Source organism: Actinomadura sp. WAC 06369 (genome assembly GCF_003947565.1).
Taxonomy (GTDB): domain Bacteria; phylum Actinomycetota; class Actinomycetes; order Streptosporangiales; family Streptosporangiaceae; genus Spirillospora; species Spirillospora rifamycini.
In genome coordinates this window covers 19,591-40,308 of the sequence record NZ_QHJN01000044.1, presented here as the reverse complement: position 1 = coordinate 40,308, position 20,718 = coordinate 19,591, and the positions used below count along the sequence as shown (strand labels likewise).

Annotated in this window: 15 protein-coding genes; 6 read left to right on the top strand and 9 right to left on the bottom strand. The window is 75.4% G+C overall.

Annotated elements, in window-relative coordinates; all coding sequences use genetic code 11:
- Positions 1–118 precede the first annotated feature (118 nt).
- Genes selA through selD form a run of 3 tightly spaced genes read left to right on the top strand, consistent with a single transcriptional unit; the run spans position 119 to position 4,181 of the window.
- Positions 119–1,420 (top strand): L-seryl-tRNA(Sec) selenium transferase, encoded by a 1,302-nt coding sequence (gene selA / locus DMH08_RS14590; protein WP_034520117.1) that lies wholly within the window; start codon positions 119–121, stop codon positions 1,418–1,420.
- The gene (locus DMH08_RS14585) at positions 1,420–3,183 is read left to right on the top strand and encodes a SelB domain-containing protein (protein WP_125614672.1); all 1,764 of its coding nucleotides are present in this window, start codon (positions 1,420–1,422) and stop codon (positions 3,181–3,183) included. The genes selA and DMH08_RS14585 overlap by 1 nt, the downstream gene beginning before the upstream one ends.
- On the top strand, positions 3,180–4,181 hold the full coding sequence (gene selD, locus DMH08_RS14580) for a selenide, water dikinase SelD (protein ID WP_026404289.1): 1,002 nt from the start codon (positions 3,180–3,182) through the stop codon (positions 4,179–4,181). The genes DMH08_RS14585 and selD overlap by 4 nt, the downstream gene beginning before the upstream one ends.
- Positions 4,182–4,212: 31 nt before the next feature.
- On the opposite strand, the gene fdh is transcribed toward selD, so the two are convergent.
- The 4 genes from fdh to DMH08_RS14555 all read right to left on the bottom strand — a co-directional run bounded on the left by fdh (position 4,213) and on the right by DMH08_RS14555 (position 11,568).
- Complete coding sequence (gene fdh / locus DMH08_RS14575; RefSeq protein ID WP_199747793.1) at positions 4,213–7,464, bottom strand: formate dehydrogenase; 3,252 nt, start codon at positions 7,462–7,464, stop codon at positions 4,213–4,215.
- A 93-nt stretch (positions 7,465–7,557) separates the two neighbouring features.
- Positions 7,558–9,330 (bottom strand): hypothetical protein, encoded by a 1,773-nt coding sequence (locus DMH08_RS14565; protein ID WP_199747792.1) that lies wholly within the window; start codon positions 9,328–9,330, stop codon positions 7,558–7,560.
- 154 nt (positions 9,331–9,484) lie between these two features.
- Positions 9,485–10,264: an SCO6745 family protein gene (locus DMH08_RS14560; protein ID WP_125614663.1), complete on the bottom strand. Its 780-nt coding sequence runs from the start codon at positions 10,262–10,264 to the stop codon at positions 9,485–9,487.
- A gap of 107 nt (positions 10,265–10,371) precedes the next feature.
- Positions 10,372–11,568 (bottom strand): hypothetical protein, encoded by a 1,197-nt coding sequence (locus DMH08_RS14555; RefSeq protein WP_125614660.1) that lies wholly within the window; start codon positions 11,566–11,568, stop codon positions 10,372–10,374.
- Positions 11,569–11,807: 239 nt separating this feature from the next.
- Here DMH08_RS14555 and DMH08_RS14550 point away from each other — a divergent pair, with 239 nt between their 5' ends.
- Positions 11,808–12,377: a hemerythrin domain-containing protein gene (locus DMH08_RS14550; protein ID WP_125614656.1), complete on the top strand. Its 570-nt coding sequence runs from the start codon at positions 11,808–11,810 to the stop codon at positions 12,375–12,377.
- 56 nt (positions 12,378–12,433) lie between these two features.
- Here DMH08_RS14550 and DMH08_RS42375 read toward each other — a convergent pair whose 3' ends face one another.
- The 3 genes from DMH08_RS42375 to DMH08_RS14535 all read right to left on the bottom strand — a co-directional run bounded on the left by DMH08_RS42375 (position 12,434) and on the right by DMH08_RS14535 (position 15,608).
- The gene (locus DMH08_RS42375) at positions 12,434–13,600 is read right to left on the bottom strand and encodes a PP2C family protein-serine/threonine phosphatase (protein WP_199747791.1); all 1,167 of its coding nucleotides are present in this window, start codon (positions 13,598–13,600) and stop codon (positions 12,434–12,436) included.
- 253 nt (positions 13,601–13,853) lie between these two features.
- A complete protein-coding gene (locus tag DMH08_RS14540) occupies positions 13,854–14,327 on the bottom strand; it encodes a MarR family winged helix-turn-helix transcriptional regulator (protein ID WP_158642306.1) in 474 nt (157 codons plus the stop codon).
- A 189-nt stretch (positions 14,328–14,516) separates the two neighbouring features.
- Positions 14,517–15,608, bottom strand: coding sequence for an Lrp/AsnC family transcriptional regulator (locus DMH08_RS14535; protein ID WP_125614649.1), 1,092 nt, complete (start codon positions 15,606–15,608; stop codon positions 14,517–14,519).
- A gap of 71 nt (positions 15,609–15,679) precedes the next feature.
- Between DMH08_RS14535 and DMH08_RS14530 the strand changes: the two genes are divergently transcribed.
- The gene (locus DMH08_RS14530) at positions 15,680–16,903 is read left to right on the top strand and encodes a M20 metallopeptidase family protein (RefSeq protein ID WP_026404297.1); all 1,224 of its coding nucleotides are present in this window, start codon (positions 15,680–15,682) and stop codon (positions 16,901–16,903) included.
- Entirely contained in the window at positions 16,900–18,327 is a 1,428-nt protein-coding gene (locus DMH08_RS14525) for an MFS transporter (protein ID WP_233617597.1), read from the top strand. Before DMH08_RS14530 ends, DMH08_RS14525 begins: the two co-directional genes overlap by 4 nt.
- Before the next feature lie 39 nt (positions 18,328–18,366).
- Here the strand turns inward: DMH08_RS14525 and DMH08_RS14520 are convergent, their stop codons facing one another.
- Together DMH08_RS14520 and DMH08_RS14515 are read right to left on the bottom strand one after the other, a co-directional pair.
- The gene (locus DMH08_RS14520; RefSeq protein ID WP_026404298.1) at positions 18,367–19,101 is read right to left on the bottom strand and encodes a DUF4184 family protein; all 735 of its coding nucleotides are present in this window, start codon (positions 19,099–19,101) and stop codon (positions 18,367–18,369) included.
- A 113-nt stretch (positions 19,102–19,214) separates the two neighbouring features.
- Positions 19,215–20,714 (bottom strand): FAD-dependent oxidoreductase, encoded by a 1,500-nt coding sequence (locus DMH08_RS14515; RefSeq protein WP_125614646.1) that lies wholly within the window; start codon positions 20,712–20,714, stop codon positions 19,215–19,217.
- Positions 20,715–20,718: the final 4 nt, after the last annotated feature.

The following is a 20,718-nucleotide window of genomic DNA, read 5'->3' as shown; positions in this document are numbered from 1 at the left end:
GCGGAAACCCGCCACCGCCCATTTTTGGATGGATTGCACAGAAAGTGGCGGCATATCCGTTGCCGTTTGCCGGTCAAGATCGCGGGTAGAGCACCGGCCGGTGAAGGAGGACCCCCGTATGCGGCACGACCAGGACGGGCGGCGGCGCGTCCCCCGGACGGACGCCGTGCTCGCCGACCCGCGGCTCGCCGAGGCCGCCCGGCGCCTCGGCCGCGGACCCGTGAAAGAGGCGGTCGCCGCCGCCCAGGCGCGCGCCCGCGCGGGCGAGATCCCGCCCGCCGCGGTCGCCGACGAGGCCGCCGCGGCGCTGCCGCCGACCGCGTCCGCGCTCCGCCCGGTGATCAACGCGACCGGAGTGCTGCTGCACACCAACCTCGGCCGCGCGCCCCTCTCGCGGGCCGCCCGGGACGCCGTCGCCGCCGCCTCCGGCGTCACCGACGTCGAACTCGACCTCGCCACCGGCGCCCGCGCCCGCCGCGGCCGCGGCGCGCTCGACGCGCTGGCCGGGCGCGTGCCCGCCGCCGAGGCCGCGCACGTCGTCGGCAACGGCGCCGCCGCGCTCGTCCTCGCCGCCACCGCCCTCGCCGGCACCCGCGAGATCATCGTCAGCCGCGGCGAGCTGGTCGAGATCGGCGACGGCTTCCGCATCCCCGACCTCCTCGCCGCGACCGGCGCCCGGCTCCGCGAGGTCGGCACCACGAACCGCACGTCCCCGGACGACTACGCGCGGGCCGTCGGCCCCGGCACCGGCTTCATCCTCAAGATCCACCCATCGAACTTCCGGATCACCGGCTTCACCCGCGCGGCCGGCATCGCCGAGCTGGCCGGCCTCGGCGTGCCCGTCGTCGCCGACATCGGCTCCGGGCTGCTCGCCCCCGAACCCCTCCTCCCGGACGAACCGGACGCGCAGACGGCCCTCGCCGCGGGCGCGGGCCTCGTCACCGCGAGCGGCGACAAGCTCCTCGGCGGCCCGCAGTGCGGCATCGTCCTCGGCCGCGCGGACCTCGTCCGCACGCTCGCCCGGCACCCCCTCGCCCGCGCGCTGCGCGTCGGCAAGATGACCCTCGCGGCGCTCGAGGCCACCCTGCGCGGCCCCGCCGCCCCCACCGCGCGGGCCCTGCACGCGGACCCGTCCGAGCTGCGCGAACGCGCCGAGAAGCTCGCCGCGGAGCTGACCGAGCACGGAATCGACGCCGCCGCCGTCGCCAGCGAGGCCGCGGTCGGCGGCGGCGGCGCGCCCGGCGTCGCGCTCCCCAGCGCCGCCGTGTCCCTCCCCGCGCCCTGCGCCGCCCTCCTGCGCCGCGGCGACCCGGCGGTAATGGGCCGCGTCGAGAACGGCCGCTGCCTGCTCGACCTGCGCGCCGTCCCGCCGGAGGACGACGCCGCCCTCGCCCGCGCCGTCCGGGAGGCGGCCCGCTGATGCACGTCGTCGCCACCGCGGGGCACGTCGACCACGGGAAGTCGACGCTGCTGCGGGCGCTCACCGGCATGGAGCCCGACCGGCTCGAGGAAGAGCGGCGCCGCGGCCTGACGATCGAGCTGGGGTTCGTGTGGACGGAGGCGCCGGACGGCGCCGCGATCGCGTTCGTCGACGTGCCGGGGCACGAGCGGCTCGTCACGACCATGCTCGCGGGCGTCGGGCCGGTGCCGGCGGTGCTGTTCGTCGTCGCCGCCGACCAGGGCTGGCAGCGGCAGTCGGCCGAGCACCTCGCCGTGCTGGACGCGCTCGGCGTGCGGCACGCGCTGCTCGCCGTCACCCGCTGCGACCTCGCCGACGCCGCGACCGTCCGGCGCACCCGCGAGGACGCGCTCGCCCGCGTCGCCGCGACGTCCCTCGGGCGGGTCGAGGCCGTCGAGGTCAGCGGCGCCACCGGCGCCGGGCTGGACGCGCTGCGGGCCGCGCTCGGCCGCCTCGCCGCGGGGCTCCCGGCGCCCGACCGGGACGCCGACGTGCGGCTGTGGACCGACCGGGTGTTCACCGTGCGCGGCCGGGGGACGGTCGTGACCGGCACCCTCGGCGCCGGGACGGTCCGCGTCGGCGACCGGCTCGCCGCGCCCGGCGGCGGCACGTTCCGGGTGCGGGGCCTGCAGACCCTCAAGGAGGACCGGGGCGAGGTCGGCGCCGTCGCGCGCGTCGCCGTCAACCTGCACGGCGGCGGCGCGATCGGGCGCGGCGAGGCGCTGCTCGCCCCGGACCGGTGGCTCACCGCGGACGTCGTCGACGTGCGGCTGCGCGGCGACCCGGCCGCCGACCTGCCGTCCCGGCTCACGCTGCACGCCGGATCGGCGGCCGTGCCGGTGCACGTCCGGCCGCTCGGCGCCGACACCGCGCGGCTGAAACTGCGGCGGGCGCTGCCGCTGCGCGTCGGCGACACCGCGCTGCTGCGCGACCCCGGGCGGCACCGGGTCGCGGCCGGGATCACGGTCCTGGACGTCCGCCCGCCCCCGTTCGCGCGGCGCGGCGCGGCCGCCGCCCGCGCCCGGGAACTGGACGGGCTCACCGGACGGCCGGACGCCGCCGCCGAACTGCGCCGCCGCGGGCTGGTGCGGCGCGCGGACCTGGTCGCCATGGGCGTCCCGGCGCCGGGCGAGCCCGTCGCCGGCGACTGGCTCGCCGACCCCGGGCACTGGGCCGGCCTGCGGCGCCGCCTCGCCGCCGCCGTCGCGGACCACGCCCGCCGCGAACCCGCCGATCCCGGACTGCCCGCCGACGCCGCCCGCCGCGCCCTCGGCCTGCCCGACCGCGCGCTCGTCGACGCCCTCGCGGACGGGCTGCTGCACCGCGACGGCCGCCTCTACGCCAAGCCCCCCGAACTGCCGCCGCACGTCCGCGCCGCCGTGGACGCGGTCCGCCGCGACCTCGCCGCGGCCCCGTTCCGCGCGCCCGACGCGCACCGGCTCGCCGAACTCGGCCTCACCCCGCGGCTGCTCGCCGCGGCCGCCGCCGCGGGCGCCCTGCTCAGGATCGGCGACGGGCTCGTCCTGCTGCCCGGCGACGACGCCCGCGCCGCCGCCCGGCTCGCCGAGCTCGACGGGCCGTTCACCCTCAGCGAGGCCCGCCGCGCGCTCGGCACCACCCGCCGCACGGCCGTCCCGCTGCTGGAGCACCTCGACGCCCGCGGGTACACGATCCGCGTGGACGACCTGCACCGACGCTGCCGCGACCCCGAGGGGGCACCATGACCGCCACCGCCGAACGCCTCACGCAGTACGCGCACGGCGGCGGCTGCGCCTGCAAGATCCCGCCCGGCGAGCTGGAGGACGTCGTCGCGGGGCTGACCGCCGCGCCCCGGGACCCGAACGGGGAGCTGCTCGTCGGGCTCGACACCGGCGACGACGCCGCCGTCGTCCGGATGCCCGGCTCCCCGGACGCGGTCGTCGCCACCGCCGACTTCTTCACCCCCGTCGTGGACGACCCGTACGACTGGGGGCGCATCGCCGCCGCGAACGCCCTCTCGGACGTGTACGCCGTCGGCGGCCGCCCGCTCGTCGCCGTCAACCTGCTGGCCTGGCCCCGCGACGTCCTGCCGTTCGACGTCGCGCGGGAGGTGCTGCGCGGCGGCCTCGACACGGCGGCGCTCGCGGGCTGCCACGTCGGCGGCGGGCACAGCGTCGACGACCCCGAGCCCAAGTACGGGATGGCCGTGACGGGCGTCGCCGACCCGGACCGGCTGCTGCGCAACGACACCGGCGCCCCCGGGCTGCCGCTCACCCTCACCAAGCCGCTGGGCGTCGGCGTCCTCAACAACCGGCACAAGGCGACCGGCGCGGTGTTCCCGCAGGCCGTCGCGGCGATGGCGGAGCTGAACCGGGACGCGTCCGCCGCCGCGCTCGCCGCGGGCGCCCGCTGCGCCACGGACGTCACCGGCTTCGGCCTCCTCGGGCACCTGTACAAGCTCGCCCGCGCGTCCGGCGTCACCGCCGTCGTCGACGCGGCGGCCGTCCCGTACCTGGACGGCGCGCGGGAGGCCGTCCGGGACGGGTTCGTCAGCGGCGGCACCCGCCGCAACCTCGATTGGGTCGCGCCGCACACCGACTTCGGCGCCGCCGGCGAGGAGACCCGCCTGCTGCTGGCGGACGCGCAGACCTCCGGCGGCCTCCTCGTCGCCGGCGAGGTCCCGGGCCACCCGGTCGTCGGGGAGCTGGTCCCCGCCGCCGGCCGTGCGGTCGTCGTCCGCTGAACCCGCCGCCCGGCCGCCCCGCGCCGGCCCCCTAGATCCCGGTGCCCGTCTCGTCCGTGATGCCCGCGCGGCGCTGGTAGTCGCGGACGAAGTCGAGGAGCGCGGCGCCGCGCGGGCGGCGGCCGGGCCGGATGTCGCAGGCGAGGGCCTTCGTCTCCTGGATGTGGGTGTTCGGGTCCAGCGAGAGGTGCAGCAGCTCGTTCGCGGCGTCGCCGGTGCTGTAGCCGTTCGGGCCCCAGTGGTAGGGGAGGCCGATCTGGTGCAGGGGCCGCCCGTCGACGACGAGGGGCTTCATCCGCTCGGTGACGAGGACCCGCGCCTCGACGGCGCTGCGGCCGTTCACGATCGTCGCCCAGCCGCCGTGCAGCAGGTTCCGCTCGGCGGCCAGCTCCGGCGAGACCTCGCAGAAGAACTCCGGCTGGAGCTCGGCCAGGTAGGGCTGCCACCGCGACATGCCGCCCGCCGTGTGGTGCTCGGTGAGGCGGTACGTCGTCACCACGTACGGGAACACGTCGGCGCCCGGCTCGCCGCCGCTCGGCTGGTACCGGTTCGCCGGGTGCGGCCGCAGCACGTCCCGGACGGGGTTGTGCTGCCGGGCGTACAGCGGGTTCGCGAACGGCGACTCCTGCGGCTCGTAGTGCGCCGGCAGGGGCCCGTCGATGAGGCCCGTCGGGGCGAACAGCCACGCCTTGCCGTCGGCCTGCATGATGAACGGGTCGTTGCCCGCGAGCGCGGCGGGGCCGGTCGAGCCGTGCTCCGGCAGGTGGTCCGGTGCCTTGTCGGCGGAGAAGTCCGGCACGTCGTGGCCCGTCCACCGGCCCTCGCCCGGGTCCCACCAGACGAGCGCCTTGCGTTCGCTCCACGGGTTGCCGTCCGGGTCGGCGGACGCCCGGTTGTAGAGGATGCGGCGGTTCATCGGCCACGCCCAGCCCCACTCGGGCGCGACCCAGTTCTGGTCGCGGCCGGGCTTGCGGCGGGCCGTCTGGTTGACGCCGTCCGCGCGGCAGCCCGCGTAGATCCAGCAGCCGCACGAGGTCGACCCGTCGTCCTTGAGCTGCGTGTAGGAGGAGACCGGGTCCCCCTCGCCGTCGTACCCGTTGATCTCGGCGAGGACGGCTTCGGCGTCGGGCTCGGCGAGGTCGCCCTCCGTGGGGTAGTCCCAGGTGAGGTCGAGGACGGGCCGGTCCATCTCGTCGTCGGAGCCGGCGAGCTTCTCCCGGATGATGCGGCCCAGGTGGTACATGAACCACAGGTCGCTGCGGGCGTCGCCGGCCGGGTCGACGGCCTTGTGGTGCCACTGCAGCATCCGCTGCGTGTTGGTGAAGCTGCCGTCCTTCTCGGTGTGCGTCGCGGCGGGCAGGAAGAACACCTCGGTGCCGATGTCCTCGGTGCGCAGCTCCCCGGACTCGATCTCCGGGCCGTCCTTCCACCACGTCGCCGACTCGATCAGCGAGAGGTCGCGGACGACGAGCCAGTCGAGGTTCGCCATGCCGAGGCGCTGCACCTTCGCGTTGGCGGACCCGACGGCCGGGTTCTCGCCCATCAGGAAGTAGCCCTTGCAGACGCCGTCGATCTGCGCCATCGCCGTCTCGTACGTGCTGTGCGAGCCGGTGAGGCGCGGCAGGTAGTCGAAGCAGAAGTCGTTGTCCGCGGTGGCCGCGTCGCCCCAGTACGACTTCAGCAGGCTCACGAAGTACGACCGCATCTCGCCCCAGAAGCCCTTTTTCGCCGACTCGCCCTCGACGAACCGGTCCAGGTCCAGGCCGGGGTGCGCGTGCGGCATCGGGATGTACCCGGGCAGCAGGTTGTACAGGGTCGGGATGTCGGTGGAGCCCTGGATCGAGGCGTGCCCCCGCAGCGCCAGGATCCCGCCGCCGGGGCGGCCGATGTTGCCGAGGAGCGTCTGCAGGATCGACGCCGTCCGGATGTACTGGACGCCCACCGTGTGCTGCGTCCAGCCGACGGCGTAGGCGAACGCGGTCGTCCGGTCCCGGCCCGAGTTGTCGGCGACGAGCCGGCACACCTCCAGGAACCGGTCGGCGGGGACGCCGGTGATGCGCTCCACCATCTCCGGGGTGTACCGGGAGAAGTGCCGCTTGAGCACCTGGAACACGCACCGGGGGTCCTGGAGGGTCGGGTCGCGCCGCGGGTCGCCCTCGCCTATGCCGGGCCCGCCCGACCCGGCCGTTTCGCCGCGCCCGGACCGCGCCACCGCCCGCCGGTGCGCCTCGTACGCCTGGTCCCGCTGCCCCGACGCCGCCTGCACCTGCATGCCTTCGTACTGCCAGCTCCGCAGGTCGTAGGTGCGGTGCTCCGGGTCGAAGCCGGAGAACACGCCGTCGAGGTCCTCGGTGCCGCGGAAGTCCTCGCTAAGGATCACCGACGCGTTGCTGTAGTTCAGGACGTACTCGTGGAAGTACGCGTCGTTCTGCAACACGTAGTTGACGATCCCGCCGAGGAACGCGATGTCGCTTCCGGCGCGGAGCGGGACGTGGACGTCCGCGAGCGCGCTCGTCCGGGTGAACCGCGGGTCGACGTGGACGACCTTCGCGCCGCGCGCCTTCGCCTCCATCACCCACTGGAACCCGACCGGATGGCATTCGGCCATGTTCGAGCCCTGGATGACGATGCAGTCGGCGTTCTGCAGATCCTGCTGGAAGGTGGTCGCGCCGCCGCGTCCGAACGAGGTTCCCAGACCGGGAACGGTGGAGGAGTGTCAAATACGCGCCTGATTCTCGATCTGCACCGCGCCGAGCGCGGTGAACAGCTTCTTGATCAGGTAGTTCTCCTCGTTGTCGAGCGTGGCGCCGCCGAGGCTGGCGATGCCCAGCGTGCGCCGCACCCGCAGGTCGTCCTGCTCCCACTGCCAGCCGTGCCGCCGCGCCTCGATCACCCGGTCGGCGATCATGTCCATCGCGGCGTCGAGCCCGAGCTCCTCCCATTCGGTGCCGTGCGGGCGCCGGTACAGGACCTTGTGCTCGCGCGCCGACCCGGTGGTGAGCTGGAGGCTGGCCGAGCCCTTCGGGCACAGCCGCCCGCGGCTGACGGGCGAGTCGGGGTCGCCCTCGATCTGGGTGACCGCGTCGTCCCGGACGTACACGTCCTGGCCGCAGCCGACCGCGCAGTACGGGCAGACCGACTTCACGACCTTCTCCGCGGTGTCGACCCGCGGCTTCAGGTTCGCGGTCGCGGCGCTCTTGACGGCCGCGCCGCGCCCGAGCGGGTCGCCGTCGGAGAACTGGCGGTAGACGGGCCACGCGTCGATCCACTGCCGGACGCCCATGCCGCACACCGCCTCTCGTTCTCCCGGAACCACCCGGACGCAGCGTCACCTACCCGGCTCCGGCCCGCTAAACACCGCGGGCGCGGTCTGCGGTCATTTCCCCGCGAACACCGCGAGGTGCTGCGAGATCGGCTCCGGCCGCCCGCCGTGCTGCACGGCCGCCGCGGTGAGGACGTCCAGGTGCTGGTACCCCGGCGCGACGATGTCGCCGGGCCGCGGGTCGCGGGCGCCGAGACCGTCCCCGGCCTGCAGGTTCAGCGTCGGGTTCGCGTCGATCCCGCCGGTGTGGACGGCGTCGTCGGCGATGCCCGGGGCGTCCGCGAGCGCGATGTCGGCGATCAGCTTCGTGGGGAAGTAGTGCTCCGTGAAGTCCAGCGGATGCTCGGACAGGCTGCGGGCGAGCTGCGCGATGTCGGTGGCCTCCTTGGCGGCCGTCGTGAACGGCCCGCCGTGCTTCGACGCGTACCCCGGGTCGTCGGGGGCGCCGACGAGGTCGAAGTTCCGCCACGTGTACAGCGGGCCGTGCGGGGTGTCGGGGACCGCCTTGCGGTCGGGGCCGAGCAGCGCCGCGAGCCCCCCGAGGCCCAGCCGGTCCAGGTCGTTCGGCGCCGGGAACTCCTTGTCGACGACCTTCCCGCCGTCCCAGAACCCGACGCTGGCCTGCATGAACGCGAGCGGCTGCGAGTTGTCGTCCAGCAGCCCGCCGAGCGCGGCGGCGTTGGTGAACCGGAAGTCGCGGACGGTCGGGGTGCCGGCGATGAACGTCGGGTAGTCCTCGGCGAACAGCAGCCGGTAGGTGGTGTCGGTGTTGAACGACGACGGGACGTACGTCGCGAGCTCCGAGACGCCCTCGGGGTCGAGCCGCGCGGCGAGGCCCGCGATCGCGAGGAGGTTCATCGTCTCGGTGTTGACGACGGCGGGCGCCGACAGCGCGCGCGGGACGACCCCGGCCGCCAGCCCCACCCGGACGACGCCCGCGCCGAGCGCGACGAGCGGCACCATGTCCGCCGGGAACCCCTCCATCCCGAGGATGCCGGTGTCGATGCGGGTGTCGAGCGCGAAGTACCCGGCGCACTGCGCGTGCCCGGCGTCGGCGGTGGTGGCGCGGTCGCCGTCGAAGTCCCACATCGCGAAGTAGGCGGTCAGGACGCCGCCGAGCGAGTGCCCGCCGCACATCACCTTCCGCTTGCGGAGCTCCTGCTCCGGCAGCTCCCGGACGAGGAGGTCGTACTGGTCGCGGACGGTCTGCTCCAGCCCGACGTGCTGGAGCCACTCCACCTGCTCGTTCGTCCGGTACCCGGCGAACCTCCGGCCGTCGACCTCCTTCTGCCGGTAGTAGTAGTCGACGGCGAGGCGGACGTCCCCGGCCGCCAGCCCCGCCTGGATGCCGGTGCGGTCCTCCAGGCAGTTGGACCGCCGGTCGAGCGCCCAGAACTCGACGCGGTCGCCGTTCTCCGCCGCCGCGCGGACGGTGTTGCGCGCGAGCCCGTCGAACGATCCGGCGCCCGCGAAGATGCCCGGTTGCGCGACGAGGATCCGGTCCGCGTCCGCCGGGTCCGCCGGGCCGTCCGCGTGCCGGTACCGCAGGTACGACAGCCAGTCGCACGCCTCGGGCCGCGGCCCGGCCGACTCCGGCAGCGGTATCCGGACCCGCACCACCGACTCGGCGACGTCGGTGACCGGCGAGCTCGACGCGACGGGCGTCTCGGTCCGGTCGGCGGCGCGGGCGCCCGCGGGCGGCGCGGACGGGACGCCGGCGGCGAGCGCCGCGGCCGCGAGCGACGCGGCCGCCAGGACCGCCGCGGCGCGGCTCCGGGACAACGGGGAACGGGCGGTGCGGCGTCCGGCGCCGGGGCTCGGCCTCATCACGCTCTCCTCGGGGGAGGACCGGTCGATGAGTCGACAATGGACGCCGCGGCCCGCCGGAGCTAGCCTCCGGCGGATGAATCGCCGCCCGCCGGTTGTCCGCGGCCGCCAAATTTCCGGACGGCTGCCCGGTGCGGCCGCCCGGTGCGGCGGCTCAGGCCAGCGCGACCGCGCGGGCCTTCTCGACGAGCTCGGCGTACTCGGCGAACTCGGGCGGCGTCAGCGCGCGCCCGTACACGGCCGCGGTCAGGCGGTTCGTCGCGGCCTCGGCCTCCGCGCGGCGGGCCAGCGCGGACGCGTCGGCGGCCGTGCCGTCCTCGACGCCGCGCCAGCCGAGGAACCGGGCCCGTGCGGGGCCGCCGCTCTCGTACCCGGCGAGGATCGCCTCCAGGGGGCGGAGCCCGGCGGCGGTCGTCGCGCACAGGTGCAGGGCGCCGCGCCACTCGCGGAGCACGTTGATGAGCTGCATCAGCCGGGCCGGGCCGCCGTCGGCGGTCGGCTCCGCGCGCCAGCCGCAGAACAGCGGGAGGCCCGATCCGTCGGCGGCGTCGACGACCCGGCCCGCCAGGTCGGTGAGCCGCTCGACGTCGGCGGCGCCGAGCCCGGCGAGGTGGTCCTCGCCCCACCGGGCGCAGGTGCGGCCGTACCGGCGGGCGGCCTCGCGGGCGCCCGCGACGGCCACGCCCTCGTCCCAGAAGAGCCGGACGGCGCCCGGCTCGAACCAGCCGAACGCGGCGCAGATCACGCTCGCGTCGACGTCGCCGAGCACGCCGCCGCGCCCGGCGAAGTAGAACGCGAACGGGTTGGCGTACCCCGCCTCCTTGCCCCGCTCCCCGGTGACCGGGTCGAGCATCCAGGCGGCGCCGATGTCGTGCACGGTCCGGTCGACGGCCGGGACGGTCTGGTCGATGTCGGTTACGGTCGGCTCGCCCACTCGCGGCACCCTTCCCACGTGAAACCGAATGGCTTTCGGTGTGGGGAGCGTACCGGCCCGGGCGCCCCGCGGTCACGGGGGCCGCCCCGCCCGCCCGGCCGTCCGGGCTACCCGAGGCGCAGCCGCTCGACCGGGTGCGCGCCCTCGGTCTCCAGGCGGTACTCCTCGCCGTACTTGTCGATGTGCTCCTCGATGACGCGCTGCTGCGGCGGCCGCTCGGCGTTGATCTTGGCCTGCCACTCCTCGAACCGGCGGTGCGCCTCCTGGACGTAGCCGGTGCCCAGGGTCGTCCAGTCGATCTGGGTCGCCAGCACCTCCCGGACGTACTCCTTGTTCGGCTCGAACCGGACCGGCTCGGGCAGTGCGGGCGCCAGGATGCTCTCGGGGTCGCGGCCGTCGTGCTGCCGCATTAGGTCGCACGCGATGTGCAGGTGCTCCAGCTCCATGTTCAGGTGGAGCTCCCAGATGCTCTTGACCCGCGGATCGGTCTCGGTCTGCATGAACGAGTAGTAGAGGTAGCACTCGTTGTACTCGTGGTTGACGAGCCGCTCCCACCAGGTCTCGCCCGGGTCGACCAGCGACTCGTAGTGCGTGACGTGCTCCTCCTCCACCAGGCCGATCTCCTGGTAGAGCTGGCGGGCGATCGGCTCCATGTACATGGGGCCGACGTTCATGTAGAAGTTCATCGTCTGCTGCTCGGCCGCCATGATGGTCAGCGCGTGCAGCTTCGACAGCGGCGCGGCCGTCTGCCGGTCGTAGGGCTCGCGGACGTTGTCCATCGGGTGCCGGTGCTGCAGGGGGCCGGGGCGTCCCGGCATGACCTCGGTGAGCTGGTCGACGATCTTCTCCGCCCGGCGGTGCTCGATCATCTCGTACAGGTTCGCGTACCGGTAGAGGTGGTCGAAGTCCTCCAGCAGGCCGAAGTCGTACGCCTGCTTGAGGTAGGGGTCGGGCTCCATCCGCGCGACCCAGCCGGTGAGGTCGACGGCGACCTGCTCGTAGGACAGGGTCGTCTCCAGGACGGACGCCTGGCCCGGCAGCAGCCAGTTGACGGTCTTCTGCTGCTGCTGCTCCATGTAGCGGACGTGCGCGAGCTTCTGCTTGACCTCGGGGTCGGGGCAGACGCGGTTGAAGTGGTGGCTGAACATGATCGCCTCCACCTCGATGCCGTTCATCGTGATGATGCGGCACTTGGTGTAGGGATCGGCGTGGTCCGGGTCGACGGGCGCGACGTCGAGCTGGCCCCAGTCGCGCAGCTGGTCGTCGAGCGGGATGCCGCGGTGTTCGAGCGGGTTGAAGGCCACCAGGCTCACCCTCCTGTGGAGACGTTCGTCGGGTCGGCCGCCGTTCCCGCCGGCCGCTTCTCGTGGGCATTGCCGCACGTACCCCGCCCGTCCTGTTCACACATGTGCCGGACGACCGTGTACGGGATCTTTGCCCGCTCATCGCCCCTTCCTCGCTTACCGGTCCGGGTCCCGGGTACTCCCCGGGCGCCCGCGCCGTGCGCCGGGCCGACCGTTCGCCGAGACACCGGAGGATCCGCATGAGCACCGCACCCACCACCGTCGAGAACGACATCGTCGACCTCCTGCGCGCCCAGCACGGCCAGATCCGCGACCTGTTCGACAAGGTCGAGCACACGACGGGCAAGGAGCGCACGGAGGCGTTCCAGTCGCTCGTCCGGCTGCTCGCGGTGCACGAGACCGCCGAGGAGGAGATCGTCCACCCGGCGGCCCGCAAGGCGCTGCCCGGCGGCGACGCGATCGTCGCGGACCGGTTGCGCGAGGAGCGCGCCGCCAAGGAGCTGCTCGCCGAGCTGGACGGCATGGACACCGCGGCGCCCGACTTCCTGGAGAAGCTCGACCGGCTCCGCGTCGAGGTGCTGACGCACGCGCGCGCCGAGGAGCGCTACGAGTTCGACCGGCTGGGCGACCAGTTCAGCGAGAGCCAGCGCAGGGGGATGGCGGCGGCCGTCAAGGCGGCCGAGGCGAGCGCGCCCACGCACCCGCATCCCGGCACGGAGACCGCGACGAAGAACATGCTCGTCGGGCCGATGGCGTCGGTCGTCGACCGCGTCCGCGACCTCATCCGCGACGCCCGCGACAAGGGCTGACGGCACGGCGGCCGTCCCGCCCGGTGCCGACGGGGGCCGGTGCCGGCGGGGGCCGGTCAGTGCCAGTCGAGGCAGACCACGACGGCGTCGTCGGCCAGGTCGGCGCCCTCGTGGTACTCGATCAGCTCGTCGATGACGGCCAGCGGGACCTCGCCGGCGTCCTGCAGCCGGGTGCGGCGGGTGGCCTGCTCCAGCGCGGCGGCGCCGAACTCGCCGCGCGCGGTCCGGGCGGAGAACACGCCGTCGCTGACGACGACGAGGCGGTCGCCGGGTTCCAGCCGGAACCGCTGCGGCTTGTACTCGGTGTCGGGGAACATGCCGAGCGGGAGCTGCTGCTCCAGCTCGACGGCGGTGACATCGGTGCCGCGCATGCGCAGGATGCGCGGCGACCCGGCGTCGATGACGTGGACGACCCCGTCGGCGAGGTCGATGCGCATCACGAGCGTCTCGGTGAACTCGCGGCCGCCGTAGCGGACGTGCACCATGTCGTTGGCGAGGCTGGCCTGCTCGGCGATGTCCGCGCCGGAGCGGCGGGCGTTGCGCATCGCGCCGACGGTCAGCGACGTCAGCAGCGCCGCCTGGATGCCGGTGCCGGAGCCGTTGGTGACGGTGAGCGCGAGATGGTCCCGCTCGGCGGACCAGTCGAAGTTGTCGCCGCCGATGGAGTACGCGGGCTCCAGGTGCCCGGCGAGGGCGAACCGGTCGCCGGCGCAGGCGTGCCCGGGGAGGAGCTGCCACTGCAGCTCGGCGGCGAGGGTGAGGCGCTTGTGCCGCCGGGCCCGCTCGTAGCGGTCGGTGTGGGGCCACGCGACCTTCAGCGCCGAGCCCAGGATCTCGCCGACCTCCTCGAAGCGGGCGAGGTCGTCGTCCGTCCACGGGTCCGCGGCGGCCAGCTCCAGCACGCCCATCCGCTCGCCGCGGCTGACGACGGGCACGAACAGGACCTCGGGGGCCGCGCCGCCGCCGTCCCGGCCGGGGGAGGACCGGACGGGGCGCCGCGACACGAACGCGCGGCCCGCGGCCGTCCCCCGGACGCGCAGGACGCCGCCGTCCCCGGCCGGTTCGGCGGCGTCGCCGTGCGGCGGGACGGGCAGCAGGAGGCGCGAGTGGTAGTCGTTCAGCAGCAGGCGCACCGCGGCGAGCCCGGGGCGGCCCTCCGCGAGGGCGGCGGCCAGCGCCTCGGGGAGCGCGTGCGCGGGCGCGGACCGCAGTGCCCGCTCCACCTCGCTCCAGGGACTCGCAGACCCGCCACCCACTTCGTCCCCCGTCCTGCCCCAACAGCGATGATCATGACGAACGGCGACCGCCTGCCCCCGGGCCCGGTTCGTCCGGTGGGTCCTACCCGCTCGGGACGGAGAACCGCAGGGGAAGACTGCCAGAGAAGTTTGCCATATGGCAAATACTTGACGGCGCGCGGGGCGGTCCGGCGGCGCCCGCCGTGCTCCGCGTCCCGGGCGCGCCCGTCCGGGCGCCCGGTCAGGCCGTCCGCGGGCCCGCCGCGCGCACCGCGCCCGGTCCGGCCGCCTCCAACCGGTCGCAGGCCGTCCCGAACTCGGTCAGCGCGTCGATGAGCCGGCCCCGGGACGTCGGCGACAGCTGCTCCAGCACCTCGCGCACCGCCTCCCGGCGCCGCCGGGTCAGCTCCCCGTGCAGCCGCTCGCCCTGGTCGGTGAGCCGCACGATGATCTCGCGCCGGTCGGCCGGGGCCGGCTCGCGCACCACCAGCCCGGCCGCCTCCAGCCGGTCGCACAGCCGGCTCGTCGAGGACGGGATCGCGCCGAGCTCCTCCGCGAGCCCGCCCAGGTTGAGCCGCCCGAACCGCGCGATCGCCTCCACCGCGCGGAGCTGGATCGGCGACACCGCCGGCTCCAGCCCCTGGTCGGCGCGGCTCCACAGCTGCGCCGCCGTGCTCAGCGCCCGTTCCACGGCGGCCGTGACGTCGCCCGGCACGCCACCCGGTACGGGGCCGGCCCCGCCGGCGCCCGTCCCGTCCGCCGCTTGCCCGCCGGTCGGCGGCCCAGGTCGTCGCTGAGTCACACCCCCGCCTTTCTGGAGCTCCTCCACCGCGCCCCCGGCGCGCCGCCGTGCCCGCCCCGCCGGGGTTCCGGGCGCGGTGCGGGCGGTATCCCACGATACGCCTCAGGCGGGGCCCCGCCGGGCCGGGCGGGGACCGGTGCGCAGCCGGTCCACCAGGTCGCCGAGCGCCGCCTCCGACAGCGGGTCGTCCCAGGTCCAGAACGGGACGGTCCGCAGGTGGCGGCCCCGCGGGTCGAGGATCTGCCCCGCCAGCTTCATCTGCCACAGCCCCACCGCGCGGTCGGTGACCGTCAGCTGCGGGAAGCTGCGGCGCAGCGCCGTCTCGAACGCCTGGACCCGCTCGATCGACCGCAGCCACACCGCGAACAGCATGTTGTCGGAGCCGGACAGGGACGCGCACATCCGCGTCTCGCGCAGCCCCGCGAGCCGTCCGGCCAGCCGCGCCACCTCGTCCGGCGGCGCGCTCGCCCACAGGTACACCGTCACCGGCCAGCCCGACAGCGACCGCGCGACCTCGCACCGGTACATCAGCGCGCCGCCCCGCTCCATCCGGGCCAGGCGCCGCCGGACGGTCGTGGGGCTGAGGCCGGTCCGCTCCGCGAGCCGCGCGACCGGCTGCCGGCAGTCCTCCACCAGCAGCCGCGCCAGGTCGCGGTCCTCCTGCCGCAGCGCCCACTCGCCGGTGCCGCTCGGGCGGTCGCCGAGCAGCACGTCCCGCTGCCGGTCGTCGAGCCGGTCGAGGCGCCACCGGCTGCCCTCCGAGTGCAGCGTCGTCGCGATCTGGGTGCGGGTCGCGGTCACGCCCGCCAGCCGCCCCAGCCGGAACCCGACGTAGCGGGCCAGCTCGGCGTTGTCCCGCAGGACGACCGTCGCGATCAGGTCCCGGCCGCCGGTGACGTGCTCGAGGTTGAACACGTTGGGGTCCTCGGCGATCTCGGCGGCGACCTCGTGCAGCCGCCCCGGCGCGCAGTCGATGTCGATGAACGCGACGACCGGCGTCATCCACTCCACCGCCACCGGGAAGCACGCCAGCCAGGCCAGCCCGGCCGCGGTCAGCCGCGCCCAGCGGCGCGCCGCGGTGGAGGCGTCCACGCCGAGGGCCGCGCCGATCCGGCGCCAGTCGGCGCGGGGCGCGGTCTGCAGCGCGGTGACGAGCTGGTGGTCGAGTTCGTCGAGGGTGCCCGATGCGTGCATGGAATCCGGGTGTCGTGGCGGATATCGGCAGGTGGCGACCGGATAAACGGTGCGAACCGCACCATACCCGCATGTCGATCCGTGAAGACGCCGCCGACCTGCGGGAAGAGCTCTCCCTGCTGCGGCGGGACCTGCACCGCGAGCCCGAACTCGGACTGGAGCTGCCGCGCACCCAGGAGAAGGTGCTCGCCGCCCTGGACGGCCTGCCGCTGGAGATCTCCACCGGCACGGCCCTCACCTCCGTCACCGCCGTGCTGCGCGGCGGCCGCGCCGGACGACCGGACGGGACGCGCGGGCCCGCCGTGCTGCTGCGCGGCGACATGGACGCGCTGCCCGTCCACGAGGACACCGGCCTCGACTACGCCTCGGCGATCCCCGGCCGGATGCACGCCTGCGGCCACGACCTGCACGTCGCGGGACTCGTCGGCGCCGCGCGGCTGCTCGCCGCCCGCCGCGCCGAGCTGCCCGGCGACGTCGTGTTCATGTTCCAGCCGGGCGAGGAGGGCATGGGCGGCGCCAAGATCATGATCGACGAGGGGGTGCTGGACGCCGCCGGCGACCGCGTCGCCGCCGCCTACGCCCTGCACGTCTTCTCCACCGTCCTCCCGCAGGGCATGGTCGCCACCCGGCCCGGGCCGATGCTCGCCGCGTCCGACGCCGTGCGCGTCACCGTCCGCGGGAAGGGCGGCCACGGCTCGTCCCCGCACGCCGCCAAGGACCCCGTCCCCGCGCTCGCCGCCATGGTCACGGCCTTCCAGACGATGGTGACCCGCGACCTCGACGCCTTCGACCCCGCCGTCGTCACCGTCGGGTCCGTGCACGCCGGGACCGCGGGCAACGTCATCCCCGAGACGGCCGTGCTGGACGCCACCGTCCGGTCGTTCTCCGCGGACGCCCACCGCCGGGTGCGCGCGGGGATCGAGCGGGTGGTCCGCGGCATCGCCGAGGCGCACGGCGTCACCGCCGACCTCGACTACACCGAGCAGTACCCGGTCACCGTCAACGACGGCGCCGAGGCCGCGTTCGCGATGGACACCGCGCGCGACCTGCTCGGCGGCGAGCGCGCCGTCGAGGCGCCGCGCCCGATGGCCGGCTCCGAGGACTTCTCGTTCGTCCTGGCCGAGGTGCCCGGCGCGTTCCTCGGGCTCGGCGCCTGCCCCGCCGACCGCGACCCCGCCACCGCGCCCATGAACCACTCCCCGCAGGCCGCCTACGACGACGCCGTCCTGCCCGACGCCGCCGCGCTGCTCGCCGAACTGGCCGTCCGCCGGCTGGGCCGCGGGGAGACCGCGTGACGGCCACCGCGGGCGCCGCGGCGCCCGGCCCCGGGAGCCCGGGCGGCGCGCCGCCCGTCCAGTCCGTGACCGCCGTCGTCGGCGTGCTGGTCATGTTCGAGGTCGTCAGCGGCTTCCTGCAGGCCGGCGTCGCGCCGATGCTGCCCGGCATCGCCGACCACCTCGGCATCTCCGACTCCGCCGTCACCTGGGTCGTGTCCGTCCAGCTCCTTGCCGCCGCCGTCGGCGTCCCCGCGTTCGGGCGGCTCGGCGACCTGTACGGGCACCGGCGGATGCTGCGCGTCGCGCTCGTGTCCGTCGCGATCGGCTCGGTGCTGGTCGCGCTCGCGCCCAACCTCGCGGTCATGCTGGTCGGCCGCTTCCTGCAGGGGCCGCTCGCCGCGCTGCTGCCGCTGGAGATCTCGCTCGTCCGGGACCGGCTGCCGGTCGAGCTCGCCCGCCGCGCGATCGCCCGGCTCATCGGCGCCCTCACCTTCGGCGGGCTGCTCGGCGGCGTCGGCATGGGCGTCGCGGACGCCGCGTTCGGCGACGTCCGGCTCGTCCTCGCCGTCCCCGCCGTCCTCGCGGTGCTGTGCGTGCCCGTGGCGTGGACGCTCGTCCCCGAGGCGGTCACCCGCGCCACCGGGCGGGTCGACTGGCCCGGCATCGCCCTGCTCGCCCTCGCGGTCGTCGGCGTCCTCGCGGGCGTCTCGCTCGCCGGCGAGCGGGGCTGGACGGACGGCGCCGCCCTCGGCTGCCTCGCGCTCGCCCTCGCCGTCCTCGCCGCCTGGGCGGTCATGGAGCTGCGCGTCCGGCAGCCCCTCGTCGACCTGCGCGCCATGGCCGGACGGCACGTCGCGCCCTACTACTTCGCCTCGTTCGCGTTCGGCGTCGTGTACTTCGGCGTCCTGTCCCCGAACTCGACGTTCATGGCCACCGACCCGGACGAGGCCGGCTACGGGTTCGGCATGTCCGCCCTGGCGATCTCCATGGTGACGCTGCCCGCGCTGGCCTGCAGCATCGCGACGTCCGCGCAGACCGCGCGGCTCGCCGCCAAGGTCGGCTACCGCAACGCGCTCATCGGCGCGTACGCGCTGGTGGCCGCCGGGTTCGCCGGGAAGGTCGTCGCGCACGACGAGATCTGGCAGTTCGTCGTCGAGACGATGCTCCTCGGCGCGGGCCTGGGCGTCGCGCTCAGCGCCATGCCCACCGTGATCGCCGAGGCCAGCGACCCGTCCCGCACCGGCGTCTCCACCGCGCTGTACAACAACGTCAAGACGATCGGCGGCGCCGTCGCGGGCGGCGTGTTCGGCACCGTGCTCGCCGCCGCCGCGGGTTCCGAGCATCCGAGCGAGGGCGCGTACATGACCGTCTGGTTCGTCAGCGGCCTGTGCGCCCTCCTCGCCGCCGGGCTCGCGTTCCTCGCGGGCGGGCGGCGCGCCTGACCCCGGTCCCGGGCCCCGCCGCGGGGCCCGGGACCGCGCTCAGTGCTCCAGCGCCGCCGGGCGGGCGGCGTGCCACCAGACGGCGTACGCGGTGAGCGCGAGGCCCGCCGCGGCGATCGTCCCGACCGCCCCGTAGTACAGGACCGTGTGGACGCCCCGCTCGTCCGGCAGCAGCAGCGCGCTCAGCAGGCCGCCCGCCGCCGTCACCGCCCCCAGGCCCGCGCACACCGGCACGCGCCACGGCCCGCTCCCCGCGCCCGCCGCGTCGCCCGCCGGGGGAGCCGTCCGCAGCCAGCGGGCCAGCCACAGCAGGACGATCGCCAGCCCCGCCGCGCCGCTGACGTACTGGAGCCAGACGTACACCGCCATGCCGCCGAACGAGCGCGTGAGCCATGGCAGCTCACCGGCGAAACTCCAGTTCAGGTGGGTGAAGGCGTCCCAGAACACGTGCGTGGCGGCCCCGAGGACGAGCGACGGGACGGCCCACCCCCAGCGCACCGGCGCGTCCATCGGCAGCCGCCTGCGGACCGCCGCCGGGGCCAGCGCCGCCAGCGGCCGCTTCCACACCAGGTGGAACACCGCGAACGCCGCGAGGCCGATCAGCAGGTCGACGGTCACGACGCCGTGCGCCCGATGGGTCGCCCCGCGCAGCTCCATCGCGAAGAAGAAGTACGGGATGTCCGGCGCCATCGACCCGATGACCAGCGCCGACGGCACCAGCGGCCCCCGCGCCAGCGGCAGGACGGCGGCGGGATGGCTCAGCGTGAACGGCACGCGCGCTCCCTCACAGCACTCGACTCACAACTCTCTACGGGATCGTCCGTCCTGTACGACGGGCCGCCGCCGCACCGAGTTGTGGAGAGATCGTGAAGAACCGTGGCGGCCCGTCAGGCGGGTTGCGGGGCCGCCCGCGACGCCAGCAGCCGCTCCAGGCCGCCGGGCGGCTCCGCGGGCTCCGGCAGGAGGCCCGCGTTGAAGTCGTCCACGAGGGTCCGCACGGTCTCGCGGGCGCACGACTTGTTCGTCCCGATGAAGCCCGTCGGGCCGCGCTTGATCCAGCCGGCGACGTACGCGCCGGGCACGGGCTCGCCCGCCCCGACCCGGCCCGCCGTGTTCGGGACCGTCCCGGTGGCCTCGTCGAACGGCAGGCCCGGCACGGGGCGCCCGTGGTAGCCGATCGACGACAGCACCAGGCCCGCCTCGACGAACTCGCTCTCCCCGGTCGGCACCGCCCGTCCGTCGACGAGCTCGTTGCGGACGAACTCGACGCCGTCCGCCGCGATCCGCGCGGGCGACACCAGGTACCGCAGCGTGATCCGCCGCTTCCCGGACGGCGCGCGGTCCCCGAGCTCGCGGAGCATCCGCAGCTTGTGGACGGTCGAGTGCGGCGCGCCGCCGTCCGGTTCGGCGTCGGGGCCGGCCCCCTCCACCGCGACGCCGATGCCCGGGACGTCGAGGAGGCCGCGCAGCTCGGCGACCGTGAACGCCGACTGGGCCGGGCCGCGCCGGCCCGCCACCACGATCTCCTCCACCCGGCTCCCGCGGAGGGCGTCGAGCGCGGCGGGGGAGATGTCGGTGCCCGCGAGCCGCTCGGGGTCGCTCGCCAGGATGCGCGCGACGTCCAGCGCCACGTTCCCGTTGCCGACGATCACCGCGCGCCGGTGCGACAGGTCGAACGTCCGGTGCGCGTGGTCCGGGTGGCCGTTGTACCAGGCGACGAACTCCGTCGCCGTCCCCGCCAGCTCGGCGCCCGGGACGTTCAGCCGCCGGTCCGACGACGCGCCGACCGCGTAGACCACCGCGTGGTAGTGGGCCAGCAGCTCCTCGTGCGTCACGTCCCGGCCCACCTCGACGCCGCGGAGCAGCCGGAAGCCGTCCTGGGCCGAGATGCGGTCGAACAGGTCGGTGACCTGCCGGGTCTTCGGGTGGTCGGGCGCGACGCCCGTCCGGGCCAGCCCGTACGGGACGCTCAGCCGCTCGAACACGTCGACCCGCGCGCCCGGGATGGTCAGCAGCTCGTCCGCCGCGAACATCGCGGCCGGGCCCGACCCCGCGATCGCGACCCGCGGCGGCTCGCCGCCGCGCACCCGCAGCGGCGGCGGCGCGGGCGCGAGGAGCGGCGCCGGCGGGCGCGGCGCCCGGTAGAAGTCGGCGTTCAGCGGCAGGAACGGGAGCTGCTCCTCCGCCAGCTTCGTGTGCGGGACGATCGCGCCCACCGGGCACGCCGACACGCACGCCCCGCAGTCCACGCACGTCGCGGGATCGATGTAGAGCATCTCCGCGGTGCGGAAGTCCGGTTCGTCCGGTGTCGGATGGATGCAGTTGACCGGGCACGCGTGGACGCACGAGGCGTCGTTGCAGCACGACTGCGTGACGACGTGGGGCATCGGG